The sequence below is a fragment of the Streptomyces sp. CA-251387 genome (assembly GCF_050936625.1).
In the GTDB taxonomy this organism is placed as follows: domain Bacteria; phylum Actinomycetota; class Actinomycetes; order Streptomycetales; family Streptomycetaceae; genus Streptomyces.
Genome location: NZ_JBNJMJ010000001.1, coordinates 4,877,667 through 4,891,525, shown reverse-complemented (window position 1 = coordinate 4,891,525; position 13,859 = coordinate 4,877,667). Strand labels below are relative to the sequence as shown.

General features: G+C 70.9%; 10 protein-coding genes. 7 read left to right on the top strand and 3 right to left on the bottom strand.

Annotated features, from left to right (window positions below):
• The first annotated feature begins 35 nt into the window (after positions 1-35).
• The 3 genes from ACQEV2_RS21815 to ACQEV2_RS21805 all read left to right on the top strand — a co-directional run bounded on the left by ACQEV2_RS21815 (position 36) and on the right by ACQEV2_RS21805 (position 4,006).
• Positions 36-815: an alpha/beta fold hydrolase gene (locus ACQEV2_RS21815; RefSeq protein WP_433043944.1), complete on the top strand. Its 780-nt coding sequence runs from the start codon at positions 36-38 to the stop codon at positions 813-815.
• Positions 816-1,061: 246 nt separating this feature from the next.
• Entirely contained in the window at positions 1,062-2,021 is a 960-nt protein-coding gene (locus ACQEV2_RS21810; RefSeq protein WP_433054672.1) for an endonuclease/exonuclease/phosphatase family protein, read from the top strand.
• Positions 2,022-2,062: 41 nt separating this feature from the next.
• Positions 2,063-4,006, top strand: coding sequence for an FUSC family protein (locus tag ACQEV2_RS21805; RefSeq protein WP_433043941.1), 1,944 nt, complete (start codon positions 2,063-2,065; stop codon positions 4,004-4,006).
• A 170-nt stretch (positions 4,007-4,176) separates the two neighbouring features.
• Here the strand turns inward: ACQEV2_RS21805 and snpA are convergent, their stop codons facing one another.
• Entirely contained in the window at positions 4,177-4,836 is a 660-nt protein-coding gene (snpA, locus tag ACQEV2_RS21800; protein ID WP_433043938.1) for a snapalysin, read from the bottom strand.
• A 172-nt stretch (positions 4,837-5,008) separates the two neighbouring features.
• Here snpA and ACQEV2_RS21795 point away from each other — a divergent pair, with 172 nt between their 5' ends.
• Entirely contained in the window at positions 5,009-5,953 is a 945-nt protein-coding gene (locus ACQEV2_RS21795; RefSeq protein WP_433043935.1) for a LysR family transcriptional regulator, read from the top strand.
• Between the two features lie 24 nt (positions 5,954-5,977).
• Here the strand turns inward: ACQEV2_RS21795 and ACQEV2_RS21790 are convergent, their stop codons facing one another.
• Positions 5,978-8,065 carry a PhoX family protein gene (locus ACQEV2_RS21790; RefSeq protein ID WP_433043932.1) on the bottom strand — a complete coding sequence of 696 codons (2,088 nt, stop codon included), beginning with the start codon at positions 8,063-8,065 and terminating at the stop codon, positions 5,978-5,980.
• Positions 8,066-8,353: 288 nt separating this feature from the next.
• Here ACQEV2_RS21790 and ACQEV2_RS21785 point away from each other — a divergent pair, with 288 nt between their 5' ends.
• From ACQEV2_RS21785 to metG (ACQEV2_RS21775), 3 genes are all read left to right on the top strand, one after another.
• Complete coding sequence (locus tag ACQEV2_RS21785) at positions 8,354-9,856, top strand: VWA domain-containing protein (RefSeq protein ID WP_433043929.1); 1,503 nt, start codon at positions 8,354-8,356, stop codon at positions 9,854-9,856.
• 140 nt (positions 9,857-9,996) lie between these two features.
• Positions 9,997-11,712 carry a methionine--tRNA ligase gene (gene metG / locus ACQEV2_RS21780; protein ID WP_433043926.1) on the top strand — a complete coding sequence of 572 codons (1,716 nt, stop codon included), beginning with the start codon at positions 9,997-9,999 and terminating at the stop codon, positions 11,710-11,712.
• Positions 11,713-11,800: 88 nt separating this feature from the next.
• Positions 11,801-13,384: a methionine--tRNA ligase gene (gene metG, locus ACQEV2_RS21775; protein WP_433043923.1), complete on the top strand. Its 1,584-nt coding sequence runs from the start codon at positions 11,801-11,803 to the stop codon at positions 13,382-13,384.
• Between the two features lie 14 nt (positions 13,385-13,398).
• On the opposite strand, the gene ACQEV2_RS21770 is transcribed toward metG (ACQEV2_RS21775), so the two are convergent.
• A complete protein-coding gene (locus ACQEV2_RS21770) occupies positions 13,399-13,746 on the bottom strand; it encodes a DoxX family protein (RefSeq protein ID WP_433043920.1) in 348 nt (115 codons plus the stop codon).
• Positions 13,747-13,859 lie beyond the last annotated feature (113 nt).

Sequence of the window (13,859 nt, the reverse complement as noted above, 5' to 3'; positions counted from 1 at the left end):
GCACCGAGGAGTTGGGCCGATCTAGGGTCGTTCACATGAGCCCCTTCCTCGCATACGAGGACAAAGGCGCCGATACGCCATCGGCCCCCCTCGTCCTCATCCACGGCCACCCCTTCGACCGCACGATGTGGACCCCGCAGATCGGGGCCTTCTCTCCCACCCGCCGGGTCATCGCCCCCGACCTGCGCGGTTACGGCGCCTCCCCGGTCGTCCCCGGCATCACTCCGCTCTCCGACTTCGCCCGGGACATCGAGGCCCTGCTGGACGACCTGAAGGTGGAGTCGTGCGTGCTGGCGGGCCTGTCGATGGGCGGCCAGATCGTCATGGAGTGCTACGACCGCTTCCCCGACCGCATCCGGGGGCTGGTCCTCGCCGACACCTTCCCGGCGGCGGAGACGGCCGAGGGCAAGAGGGCGCGGGGCGCCATGGCGGACCGGCTGCTGCGCGAGGGCATGCGCGGATACGCCGACGAGGTGCTGGAGAAGATGGTCGCGCCGTACGCGGACGCCGAGGTCAAGGCCCATGTCCACCGCATGATGACGGCGACGCCGCCCGAGGGCGCCGCGGCGGCCATGCGCGGCCGCGCCGAACGCCCCGACTACCGCGCGCTGCTGACCCGCGTCACGGTCCCGGCCCTGGTGGTCGTGGGCGCGGACGACGCCTACACCCCCGTCTCCGACGCGGAGGCGATGCACGCCGCACTCCCGGACTCGACCCTACGGGTGATCGACGGCGCGGCGCACATGCCGAACCTGGAGCGGCCGGGGGAGTTCAACGGGGCGCTGGGGGCGTTCCTGGCTCGTATCGACGGGTAACCCGCATCCCGCTCACGAACCGCTCACAGCCATGTTCATGAAGGCCACGAGCAGCACGAAGGTGATCGCCCCGCCCTGGACGACCTTTACCGCGGTCATCATCGGCGCACCCCGCCGGGACCCCTCCCGCGCAACCTTCGCCCCACAGCCACCGTCTTTGAGGGAGAATCCGGGACATCCCACCCGCGAACGGAAGGCCGGGACTTGGAGAGTGCGGCTGCCGAGTGGACGGCTTCCCCGGACGGCATGCCGGGACGGCGACGTGGGCGACAGCTCGGCATCTGGTCGGCCGCCCTGCTGTTGCTGGGCGTCAGCGCGGTCGTCGGCTGCCGTGTCGCCGACACCGACGGCATCACCCCGATCCCGCAGTTCCTCGCCTTCCTGCCGTGGCTGCTCGTGCCCGCCGGCCTCGCGCTGCTGCTCGCGCTGTTCTCGCGCTGGTGGACCGGCATCGTATGGGCCGTCGTGCTGTTCGGGCTGCTGGCCTGGTTCATCGAGCCGTACGGAAAGACCGGCCGGCCGGACGGCCCCCCGCTCGCCTCCTTCAGGGTGCTGACCTCGAACGTCGAGTTCGGACAGGCGACCGAGGCCCTCGTCACCGCAGTCCGCCGGGAGAAGCCGGACATCGTGTTCGTCCAGGAGTGCGAGCACACCTGCGACGCCACGCTCCGCAAGGCCCTCGGCACCGACTATCCGCACCGGGCGGCCCAGGTGGCCGGCGGCTCGGCGGGCTCCGTCGTCCTCAGCCGCTTCCCGCTCACCTCCGCCGAGGGCGTCCCCGGCGCCATGGCCATGCCCGGCGCCGTCGCCGACGTACGCGGGCACGCCGTACGGCTGCAGCTCGCGCACCCGGTGCCGCCGATGCCCGGCGACATCGACCGGTGGCGCCGGGAACTCGACGCGCTGCACGACTTCGCCGCCGAGGCCGACGGCACGCCCCTCGTCCTCGCCGGCGACTTCAACGCCTCCCAGGACCACGCCGCCTTCCGCCGCATCCTCGACACCGGCCTGCGCGACGCCGCCCGGCTCACCGGCCACGACCGCACCCCCAGCTGGCCGACCCTGACCACCCCGACCTTCGGGGCGCAGATCGACCACGTGCTCCTCTCCTCCGACTTCTCCGTCCGCACCGCCCGCTTCCTCGACCTGCCCGACACCGACCACCGCGCCCTGCTCGTCGACCTCACCCTTCACCAGCGCGGATGAGGTGAACGACGAGCCGAACAAGGGTGCTCATAATGGGGCGCATGCCCCGCGAGTTCCCCATCGGCCTCACGCCCCCCGACTGGCTGGTGCGGAACCTCCGGGCCCAGCCGGCCCCCGTCAACCGGCCGGCCATGGTCCGCGCCGCGCTCGCGATGGCCCTCCCCCTGGCCATCGGCCTCGCCGTCGACCGCCCCGCCTACGGCGCCCTCGCCTCCATGGGCGCCCTCAACGGCGTCCTCAGCGACACCGCCGCCGCGTACCGCATCCGCGTCCCCACCATCGCGATCCCCCAGCTCTTCGGCGCCGTCGGCATCACCTTCGGCACCCTGGTGTACGGCCACGGCTGGGTCGCCGTCGCCGCCGTCACCGGGGTCGCGCTGGTCTCCGGGATGATCTCGACGATCGGCGCGGTCGCCTCCGTGTCGGGGCTGGTGCTGCTGCTGACCTGCGTGGTCGGGGCGGGGCTGCCGATGCCGGGCGAGTGGTGGATCGCGCCGCTGCTGATGTCCGGCGGCGGGCTGCTCGTCCTGGTCCTCGCGCTGCTCGCCTGGCCGCTGCGGTCGGGGGTGCCGGAGCGAACGGCGGTCGCGGACACCTACCGGGCGGTCGCCGAGCTGCTGACGGCCGTCGGCGGTGGCACCCAGGCGTACGACGACGCCCGCCACGCCGTCACCCAGTCCCTGAACCAGTCGTACGACACCGTCCTCGCCCACCGCGCCCGCCACCACGGCCGCAGCCCCGAACTCACCCGGCTGCTCGCCCAGTTGAACGCCATCACCGCGGTCGTGGAGGCCGCTCCCGCCGCCCACCTCAGCGGCACCCCCCTCCCACCCGAGGTCCCGGAAGCCGTACGGCACCTCGCCTCCGCCGTCGAGACCGGCTCCCCGGGCCCGACAGGGCTCCAGCTGCCCGACCCCACCACCGAGACGACCCGCGCCGTCGACCACGCCCTGCGCCACGCCGCCGAGGTCGTCGCCGCCCCGGACGTCGACCCCCGCGGCATCGACGACCGCCTCGGCCGCCCGGCCGCGCTCGGCATCCGCACCGCCCGCGCCGCCCGGAACGTCGCCCTCTCCGCCGCCTCCTGGCGCTACGGCCTGCGCCTGGCCCTGTGCATCGGACTGGCGCAGGCGCTGGTCTCCCTCATCCCGGTCCCGCGCTCGTACTGGGTCGCCCTCACCATCACCTTCGTCCTCAAGCCCGACTTCGGCTCGGTCTTCTCCCGCGCCCTGCTGCGCGCCCTCGGCACGGTCGCCGGCCTGGTGATCGCGGCGGCCGTGCTCTCCCAGGTGCCGCGCGGCTGGGCGGACGTACCCGCGTTGCTCCTGCTCGCACCGCTGATCCCCGCGCTCACGCCACGCGGCTACGGCTACCAGACGGCCGCCATCACCCCGGTGATCCTGCTCCTGTCCGACGTCCTGAACCGCGAGGGCACCGCGCTCCTGCTGCCCCGCCTCGTCGACTCCCTCCTGGGCTGCGCGATCGCCCTCGTCGCCGGGTACCTGCTGTGGCCGGAGAGCTGGCACACCCGGGTCGGCGACCGGCTCGCCGACGCCGTCGAGGAAACGGCACGCTATGTGGAGGCCGCCTTCGGCCCGAACCCCGTCGACCCCCCGGCCCGCGCCCGCATGCGCCGCCGCCTCTACCGCGACCTCTCCACCATCCGCACGGAATTCCAACGCGCCCTGACCGAACCCCCACCCACCGGCCGCCGCGCGGCGGCATGGTGGCCCCTGGTCGTCGCCGTGGAACGCATCGTGGACGCGACGACAGCGGCGCGGGTGCAGGTGCGGTACGGGGCGGCACGGCCCTCCGAGGCCGAGGTGACCCAAGTGTCCCGTCAGCTGAGGGAGTTGGCGGCAGGCGTACGCGAGGCCGAGACCCTGTACGCGGTCCGCACGGACCTCACCGGCCCGGCGGACAGCGTCCTGGAGCCCCTACGGCAAGAGGTGGCAGCGGCAAGGGCAATCGCATCGCCTCATTGACGGAGCTGAGCGGCAACGGGCCTGAGGGGCGCGGGGAACTGCGCGACAAGCCACGATGGACCCGCAGCCGCCCAACAGGACAGACCACCCGAGCTCTTGGGCGAACTCTGCCCACAAAAGGGTGCGACCGCCCTGTGCAGGAGGGCGGCCGCACCGGGTGGGGGGTGGCGCTAGCGGTTGACCTTGTGCAGAGCCTTGTCCATCGCGGCAGCGAACCCGTTGGCCCACAGCTGCTCGACCTTGGCCCGCTCATTCGCGTCCGGGATCGAGTTCGTGCAGGACGGGCCCGGCCCGCCGCCCGACATCAGCTCACTGCACGGCCCCTCGTAGTGGTCCGGCAGCCCCAGCACATGCCCCGTCTCGTGCGCGGTGACGCGAGTCGAGTCGTACTCCTGGTTCTGCTGGTAGTCGAGGAAGATGTACCCCTTGCCGTGCCCGTCGGTGGACGCGTACGACCCGCGCGGATCGTTGCCCTCGCGGTAGGTGAAGTCGGCGTTGGAGCCCTCCTGGAGCTTCACGTTGGACACCGAGCTGTTCCATATCTCGGTGCTGCGGGCTATCTGCGCGCTGAACGTGGGCGCGGCGGACGCGTCGTAGGTGACGGTGACGGCCGCGGCCTTCGGGTTCGCGGCACGCTTTTCGGCGACCGACTTCAGGACGGCCTGGAAGAAGGCCCGGCCGGCGTCGGATTCGGCCGACTTGGCGACGTAGCCGGCCTGCGCAGAGGCCGGGGCCGCCGTCGCCGGGGCGACCGTGCCGAAGCCGAGGGCGGCGACACCGACCCCGACTGCCACCGCCGAACGGGCGGACAGGGAAAAGGACATACGCATTGATGACTCCTAGGTGGGGGGTGAGTCGTCAAGGCGAGTGTCGGCGCCTGTGGCTCGGCTGTGATGATGGCAACCGGTGATAGCCCGGCCCTATCAGGGACCCAATTGGCAGGCATCCGCGGTGATTTGTGCGGCTGGTGAAACCTGTGCTTCCGCTTTAGTCTCCGAGGGCATGGACCTCGAGGTGAGACACCTCCGCGCACTGTGCGCCATAGCCGACACCGGCAGTCTGCACCGAGCCGCCCGCCAACTGGGCGTCGCCCAGCCGTCGCTCAGCACCCAGCTGCGCAGAATCGAGCAGGAGCTGGGCGGCGCGCTGTTCCTGCGCGCGCGATCCGGCTGCCGTCCCACCCCGCTCGGCCGTCTGGTCCTCAGCCGGGCCCGCCCGCTGGTGGCCGACATGCGCGCCCTGGTCACCGAGGCGAGGGCGGCCGCGGTGGGCGGCCCTCAGCTGCGCGTCGGCTCGACGGCCAGCAAGGCCCTCGCGGGCTGGCTGCGCCGGCTGCGCGGCCACGGCCAGGACCCGACCCTGCACATGAACGTCTCCCCGAACGCCCTGCTGCGCATGGTCGCCGACGGCCAGCTGGACGTGGCCTTCGTGCACGAGGTGGAGGGCTGCCCCCTGCGCATCCCGCCGGAACTCCGCCTCCGCGTGCTGATGGAACGCGAACCGCAGTTCGTGTCCCTGCCCGCCGACCACCCGGCCGCGGCGAAATCCGAGGTCCACCTGCGTGATCTGGCCGACGACCGCTGGATGATCGACCCCACGGTCGACGGCGAGTGGGACGCCGTGCAGCGGATGTTCCGCGCGGCCGGCGTCAACCCGCACGTCCTGCACGGCGACTACTACACGGCCGACGCGCTGGTCGCCACCGGCGAGGTGGTCACCGTCTGCCAGCCGACCCACGCCGACACCCCCACCATGGCGGTACGCCGCCTGCACGGCGACCCGCTCGGCGTACGCCTGCTCCTCGCGGCCCGCACGGAGACGGAGCTGGACGGCGTCTACCCCGCGCTGGAGGAGGCGTACTGGGAGGCCGCCCGGCACGCCCCGGCGTACCGGGAGTGGCTGGAACACGACGGCGAGCGGCAGCCGCCGGTCCCAGCACTCCCGTAGAACGCACTACCGGTTCTCTCCGGCTCAGACGCCGATGTCGCACCCGTCCTTGCGCCAGACCGCCACGACCGCCGGCCGGTTGATCTTGCCGGCGCCCTCGGGCCAGGCGCTCAGCGGGTTCTCCGCGGTCGCGCCGTCGATCTCGCCCGGGTGCTGCACGGCGACGAGCACACGGCGGTCCTGGATGACCGGGCCGCAGGTCTCCGCGCCCTTCGGCATCGTCAGGAACTGCTTGAGCTCACCGCGCCGTTCACCGCGCGTAGCGACGCCGAAGAGGCCGTCGTGGGAGCCGAGCTGGTTGCCGTCGGTGGAGATCCACAGGTTGCCGTACGAGTCGAAGGCGACGTTGTCCGGGCAGGAGATCGGGGAGACGTCCTCCTTCGGGAACCCGGCGAAGTAGGTGGCCGGGTCGTTCGGGTCACCGGCCACCAGGAACAGCGTCCAGGCGAACTTCTTGCTGTCGGCCCGGTTCCAGCGCTCGGTCAGCTCCAGGACCTGGCCGTGCTTGTTGCTGTTGCGCGGGTTGGCCTCGTCGGCGGGGGCGAAGCCGGTCTTGCCACGGTTGGAGTTGTTGGTGAGGGCGACGTACACCTTGCCGGTGTGCGGGTTCGGCTCGATGTCCTCGGGCCGGTCCATCTTGGTGGCGCCGACCTTGTCGCCGGCGAGACGAGTGAAGACGAAGACCTCCTCGGCGGTCATCCCCTCGACGTGCGAGACGGCGCCGTCGGCGGTGGCGGTGGCCAGCGGGATCCACTCACCACTGCCGTCGAACTCACCGTCGGCGGGCAGCTTCCCGCTCCCGTCGATCTCGATGGCGGGGGAGTCACCGGTGAGCTTGGCGACGTACAGCGTCCCCTCGTCGAGCAGCGAGAGATTGTGCTCCCGCACAGCCCGGCTGGTCCCCTTCTTCATCCGCTTGCTGCTGACGAACTTGTAGAAGTAGTCGAAGCGCTCGTCGTCACCCGAGTAGACGACGGGCCGCCCGTCGTCGGTCAGCCGCACGGTCGCGCCCTCGTGCTTGAAGCGGCCGATCGCGGTGTGCTTGCGCGGCGTGGAGGTGGGGTCGTACGGGTCGAGCTCGACGACGTACCCGAAGCGGTGCGGCTCGTTCGGCTCCTGCGCCACATCGAACCGCTTGTCGAACCGCTCCCACTTGCGCTCGCTCGCCCCCGTCCCCAGCCCGTACCGCTTGTCGGTCGCACGGGTGGCGTTGGCGAAGTACTGGTTGAAGTTCTCCTCGCCGTGGAGGGTGGTGCCCCACGGGGTGACGCCACCGGAGCAGTTGTTCAGCGTCCCCAGGACCTTGGTGCCGGTCGGGTCGGCGGAGGTCTTCAGCAGGTCGGAGCCGGCGGCGGGCCCGGTGAGCCTGAACTCGGTGGTGGCGGTGACCCGCCGGTTGAGCGGATGCCGGGGCACGGCGGTGAGCTTCCCGCTCCTCCGGTCCCCCTCCACGACGACGGCGGACAGCCCATGGGCGGCCCAGGCGACCTCGACCTGCTGCTTGGTCGGGTTGGCGGCGTCGTACCCACGGAACATGAGCACCTCGTCGGTGTACTCATGGTTGGCGACGAGGATCTGCCGGCCCCGCTCGCCCGGCAGTGGGAGCAGGGCGAGGAAGTCGTTGTTGTACCCGAACTGCTGGGACTGCGACTCGCCGGTCTGGTTGTCCGGGTCGAAGGCGGGGGCGCCGCGCAGGATGGGCTCGCCCCAGCGGATGACGATGTTCTGCGCGTATCCGTCCGGGATGGTCACGGTATCGGCCGTGTTGGGCGCGACGGGCGTGAACCGCAGACCACGGGCACCCCGGGAGAAGGTGCCACCGGTCCGCTCGGCCGCGGCGGCGGTCTCGGCGGCCTCGGAGGCGTTGGCCTTCGGCGCGGCGACGGTGGCGGTGGCGCCCACGGCGGCGGCCGCGCTGACGACCGCGGCGGCGCGCAGCGTCGTACGGCGGCTGAGGGCGTCGGTGATGACGTCACCGACGTACGGGTTCGTGGAGGTGTTGGGCACCTCGTGGAAACAGGCGTCACCACACCGGAACCGGCAGGTCAGGGCAGAACGCCCACCGGGGTGCGAGTCACTGTTGGTTCTGATGATCGGCAGCGGTATGCGCATGGTGTCTTTGTTCTCCCCTTGCTTCCCCTTGAGTGCAGCGTGGGGGACGGTAGGGGCACGTCTGTGCGGGAGCGGGGCGATCGCATGAACGGCAGGTGAACCAGAGGTAGATGTACGGGAGTTGATACGGGGATCGAGGCAGGCGGCCGGACTCGGCGCGATGCGCCCTTGACGTACCGGGGCCCTTGTGCCCGCCCCTCCCCAAGATCGCCATCTCGGGCCGCTAACCTTACGTGTCCGTCCTGGCCAGGGATCGACGGGCATCAACTCACGCGAAGGGTTGCGCACATGGGCATTCTCACTCTCCTGCGGAACGCGTTCGGCCGGTCACGCAAGGGGCGTACCGCCGAGGCAGAGGGTGCGACTCCTTCGCCGGAACCGCAGCAGACCCCTCAGCCGACGGTCCCTTCCCCGTCCCCGGAACCCCAGCCGGCACCCACCGCCCAGGTCCCGGAACCACGCGTCTCGGAACCGAGCGCACCGGAGCCCTCGGACGACGATGAGCACGAGCTGGTCTCGGCCGCCTTCAACAACGTCACGGTCCCGAAGCCGGCGGAGCCGGTGGAGACGGGGGCGGGGACGCCGGTGGTCGAGGAGGGCGCGGCTGAGACGCCGGTGGCCGGGGAGGGGGCTGCGGAGACGTCGGTGGCCGGGGAGCCGGTGACTGAGGAGCCGGTCGCGGCAGAGCCCGTCGCGGAGACGCCGGCCATCGAGGAGCCCGTCGCTCAGGAGCCGGTGGCTGCTGAGGAGCCGGTGACTGAGGAGCCCGTCGCGGAGACGGCGGCCGTCGCGGAGACGGCGGCCGTCGAGGAGCCCGTCGCGGCAGAGTCCGTCGCGGAGACGCCGGCGGTGGAAGAGCCGGTCGTCGAGGAATCGGTCACGCAGACCCCGGTGGCCGATGAAGCCGTCGCGGAGGAGCCCGGCGCGGAAACGCCGGTCGTCGAAGAGCCCGCCGCCGAGGAGCCCGCCCCCGAGCCGGTCACCGAGGTCGCTCCGGAACCGGCCTCCGAGCCCCAGGACGCACCCGCGGCCGCCGACGGGGAGGAGCCCTCACAGGGGCCACTCGCAGCCGACGACGAAACCCGCACGGGTGGTGCGGGTGGGAACCCGGAGGCCGAAGGCCAAGCCGAGGCCACCGAAACGGCCCCCAAAATCCCCCGCACCCTGCGCACAGCCCACCGCGCCGCCGCCACGACCCTCAAGAAGCACGACCTCACCGGCACCCGAGCCAAGGTCTACCTCGTCCTCGACCGCTCCGCCTCCATGCGCCCGTTCTACAAGGACGGCTCCGCCCAGGCCCTCGGCGACCAGACCCTCGCCCTCGCCGCCCACCTCGACCCCGAGACCGCCGACCCCACGGTCCACGTCGTCTTCTTCTCCACCGAACTCGACGGCACCGGCGAGCTCACCCTCACCGACCACGAGACCAAGATCGACGAGCTGCACGCGAGCCTCGGCCGCATGGGCCGTACCAGCTACCACGTGGCCGTAGAAGAAGTCGTCACCCACCACCAGAAGACGGCCCCCGACACCCCGGCCCTGGTGATCTTCCAGACCGACGGCGCCCCGGATGCCAAGACCCCCGCCACCCAGTCCCTCACGGACGCGGCGAAGAACCACCCCTCCGTCTTCTTCTCCTTCGTCGCCTTCGGAGACCCCGAGCAGAAGGCCTTCGACTACCTCCGCAAGCTCAAGACGGACAACACCGCCCTCTTCCTGGCCGGCGAGACCCCGCTGGAGCTGACCGACCAGCAGGTCTACGAGGGCATCCTGGCGAACTGGCGCCCGTAACGCCCCCGCCCCCTCCGCCCCCCGCCCCTCGTCCCCCGGCCGCCCGCTTCTCACCCCGCAAAACGGGAAGCGGGCGGCCCACCCATGTCGGCTACCATTTCGAGGTTCGTAAAACAACCCCGACCTGGGAGCAGCCCGCGATGGCTCGACACCTCATCACCAGCGCCCTTCCGTACATCAACGGAATCAAGCACCTGGGCAACATGGTGGGGTCCATGCTCCCGGCGGACGTGTACTCCCGGTACCTCCGCCAGCGCGGCCACGACGTCCTCTACATCTGCGCGACGGACGAGCACGGCACCCCGGCCGAACTGGCGGCGAAGGAGCAGGGCCTCCCGGTCGACGAGTTCTGCGCCCAGGCACACGACGCCCAGAAGGCGGTCTACGACGGCTTCGCGCTGGCCTTCGACTACTTCGGCCGCAGCTCCAGCTCCCAGAACGTCGAGATCACCCAGCACTTCGCCCGCAAGCTGCACGAGAACGGCTTCATCGAAGAGCGCGCCATCCGCCAGGTGTACTCGCCCGCCGACGGCCGCTTCCTCCCGGACCGCTACGTCGAGGGCACCTGCCCCCACTGCGGCTACGACAAGGCCCGCGGCGACCAGTGCGAGAACTGCACCCGCGTCCTGGACCCGACGGACCTGATCAACCCGCGCAGCGCGATCTCCGGCTCGACGGATCTCGAAGTGAGGGAGACCAAGCACCTCTTCCTCCTCCAGTCCAAGCTGCAGCGCGAGGTCATGGAGTGGGTCGCCCGCCACGACGGCGTGTGGCCGCACCTGGCGTCCTCCATCGCCCACAAGTGGCTGACCGAGGGCCTGCACGACCGCGCGATCACCCGTGACCTGGACTGGGGCGTCCCCGTCCCGGGGGACACGTGGCCGGAGCTGGCGGCCGAGGGCAAGGTCTTCTACGTCTGGTTCGACGCGCCGATCGAGTACCTCGGCTCCACCAAGGAGTGGTCGGACCAGGACCCGGAGAACCGCGACTGGAAGTCGTGGTGGTACGACGTCGACGACGAGGTCCGCTACACGCAGTTCATGGCGAAGGACAACGTCCCCTTCCACACCGTGATGTTCCCGGCCACCGAGCTCGGCATCCGCGAGCCGTGGAAGAAGGTCGACTTCGTCAAGGCCTTCAACTGGCTGACGTACTACGGCGGAAAGTTCTCCACGTCCCAGAAGCGCGGCGTCTTCACCGACCAGGCCCTGGAGATCCTCCCGGCGGACTACTGGCGCTACTTCCTGATCGCCAACGCCCCCGAGTCGGACGACTCGTCCTTCACCTGGGAGCACTTCACCGCCACGGTCAACAAGGACCTCGCCGACACCCTCGGCAACTTCGTCAACCGCGTCCTGTCCTTCTCGAAGAAGCGCTTCGGCGAGGAGGTCCCCGCGGGCGGCGAGCCCGGCGAGGCGGAGGCGAAGCTGGGCGAGGAGATCGCCCGCCTCCTCGCCGAGTACGAGTCCCAGATGGAGTCCCTCCAGTTCCGCAAGGCGGCGGCAGCCCTGCGCGCCCTGTGGTCGGCCGGCAACTCCTACCTGGAGGAGAAGGCCCCCTGGCTGGAGATCAAGACGAACAAGGACGGCGCGGCGCTGACCCTCCGCACCGCGATGAACCTGATCCACCTGTACGCGGTGGTCTCGGAGCCGTTCATCCCGACGACGTCGGCCGCCATGCGCCAGGCGTTCTCCCTCAAGGACGACACCGCGACCTGGGTGAGCGCGGACGAGGCCAGGTCCCTCACCGCCGTCCCGGCCGGCACGCCCTTCACCGTTCCGCCGGTCCTCTTCGCCAAGCTCACGGACGAGGACCTGGAGGCGTACAAGGAGCGCTTCGGTGGCGAAGCGGCGTAACCGAGAACGGCAGAACCGAGAAGCGGCGTGAACGAGAAGCGCTGTGAACGACGTGAAGGCTCTGGTGCGGGTGTGATGGAGTGAGGTCATGACGTACTACGTCACGACCCCCATCTACTACGTCAACGACGCCCCGCACCTCGGCCACGCCTACACCACCCTCGCGGCCGACGTCCTCGCCCGCTGGCACCGCCGGCGCGGCGAGGACGTCTGGTTTCTCACGGGCACGGACGAGCACGGCCAGAAGATCCTGCGCACCGCGCAGGCGAACGGCGTCGGCCCGCAGGAGTGGGCCGACCGGCTCGTCCGCGAGTCCTGGCAGCCCCTGTGGGAGCACCTGGAGATCGCGCACGACGACTTCATCCGCACCACGCAGCGGCGGCACACGGACCGCGTCCAGGAGTTCGTGCAGGACCTGTACGACAGGGGCGAGATCTACAAGGGCGGCTACGAGGGGCCGTACTGCGTCGGCTGCGAGGAGTACAAGCTCCCCGGCGAGCTGATCGACGGCGAGGGCGAGTACGCGGGCCAGAAGCTCTGCCCCATCCACCGCAAGCCGGTCGAGCTCCTCCAGGAGGAGAACTACTTCTTCAAGCTGAGCGAGTACACCGACCGCCTGCTGGCCCACTACGAGGCCAACCCGGACTTCATCCAGCCCGAGTCCGCGCGCAATGAGGTCGTGAACTTCGTACGGCAAGGCCTGCAGGACCTCTCCATCTCCCGGTCGACGTTCGACTGGGGCGTCCCGGTCCCGTGGGACGACACGCATGTCATCTACGTGTGGGTCGACGCGCTCCTGAACTACGCCACCGCGGTCGGCTACAACGAGAACCCGGGCAAGTTCGAGGCGACCTTCCCGGCCGACGTCCATCTCGTCGGCAAGGACATCCTCCGCTTCCACGCGGTCATCTGGCCGGCCATGCTGATGGCGAACGGCCTGCCGCTGCCCGGCCGGATCGCGGCCAACGGCTGGCTGATGGTCGGCGGCGAGAAGATGAGCAAGTCCAACCTGACCGGCATCAAGCCACAGGACCTGACCTCGCACTTCGGCGTGGACGCGTACCGCTGGTACTTCCTGCGCGCGATCGCCTTCGGCCAGGACGGCTCGTTCTCCTGGGAGGACTTCTCCGCCCGCTACACCAGCGAGCTCGCCAACGACTACGGCAACCTCGCCTCCCGCGTCGCCGCGATGGTCGGCAAGTACTTCGGCGGCGAGCTCCCGGCGTCCACGGCCGACGGCGCGGCCGAGCAGGCGATCCACGACGGCCTGACGAAGGCGGTCGCGGAGGCGGACCGGCGGATCGGCGACGAGCTGGACTTCCAGGGCGGCATCCTGGCCGTCTTCGACTTCGTCAAGCAGGTCAACGGCTACCTCACGGAGCAGGAGCCGTGGAAGGTCGCCAAGGACGATTCGGCGGAGGGGCGCGCCCGCCTGGCGACCATCCTCTACACCGCCGCGGAGTCCCTCCGTGCCGTGGCGGTCCTCCTGAGCCCGGTCATGCCGGAGACCTCCCGGAAGCTCTGGGACTCCCTGGGCGCGGAGGCCTCCCTCGGCGCCCTCGCGGACCAGAGAGTCCAGGAGGCCGGCGAGTGGGGCACCCTCCCGGCCGGTACGACGGTCACGAAGGGCGCCGCCCTGTTCCCGCGCCTGGAGGAGAAGCCGACGGCGTAGCACGCGTCTGCCGGTCAGCTCGCGTACGCGAGGGCCAGGGCAGCGACGACCGGTGCCGCGTAGACGAGCGGGAACGGAACGTGCGAGTACCACCGGGCCCTGGCGACGGTCACGGCCGCCCCGAGGAAGTAGACCACCAGCCCCGCCCCGGCCAGCACCCCGATCACCGGCACGAACAGCCCGGCCACCAGCCCCACGGCCCCGGCGGCCTTCGCCAGCCCCAGCCAGGTCCACCACGACCGGGGCACTCCGTAGTCCTGGAGCGCCCGCACGATCCACTCGGCGCGCAGGAGCAGCACGGTCCCGGAGAAACCGGCCATCAGGGCGGCGAGGAGGGTGACGACGACGTATGCGATCCGCATGAGAACTCCTGGTCAGGCGCAGTCGGTACCGCATGGCCGGTGCCGTGCGGCGGGTCCACTGCCTCCCTGACGCCGAGCGCCACGGATGTGTGACGGAGACCGTGAACAGCACG

Coding starts and splice junctions, on each gene's coding strand:
- ACQEV2_RS21815 (WP_433043944.1), top strand. CDS start 36: ATGAGCCCCTTCCTCGCATACGAGGACAAAGGCGCCGATACGCCATCG.
- ACQEV2_RS21810 (WP_433054672.1), top strand. CDS start 1,062: ATGCCGGGACGGCGACGTGGGCGACAGCTCGGCATCTGGTCGGCCGCC.
- metG (WP_433043926.1), top strand. CDS start 9,997: ATGGCTCGACACCTCATCACCAGCGCCCTTCCGTACATCAACGGAATC.
- ACQEV2_RS21785 (WP_433043929.1), top strand. CDS start 8,354: ATGGGCATTCTCACTCTCCTGCGGAACGCGTTCGGCCGGTCACGCAAG.
- ACQEV2_RS21805 (WP_433043941.1), top strand. CDS start 2,063: ATGCCCCGCGAGTTCCCCATCGGCCTCACGCCCCCCGACTGGCTGGTG.
- ACQEV2_RS21790 (WP_433043932.1), bottom strand. CDS start 8,065: ATGCGCATACCGCTGCCGATCATCAGAACCAACAGTGACTCGCACCCC.
- metG (WP_433043923.1), top strand. CDS start 11,801: ATGACGTACTACGTCACGACCCCCATCTACTACGTCAACGACGCCCCG.
- ACQEV2_RS21795 (WP_433043935.1), top strand. CDS start 5,009: ATGGACCTCGAGGTGAGACACCTCCGCGCACTGTGCGCCATAGCCGAC.
- ACQEV2_RS21770 (WP_433043920.1), bottom strand. CDS start 13,746: ATGCGGATCGCATACGTCGTCGTCACCCTCCTCGCCGCCCTGATGGCC.
- snpA (WP_433043938.1), bottom strand. CDS start 4,836: ATGCGTATGTCCTTTTCCCTGTCCGCCCGTTCGGCGGTGGCAGTCGGG.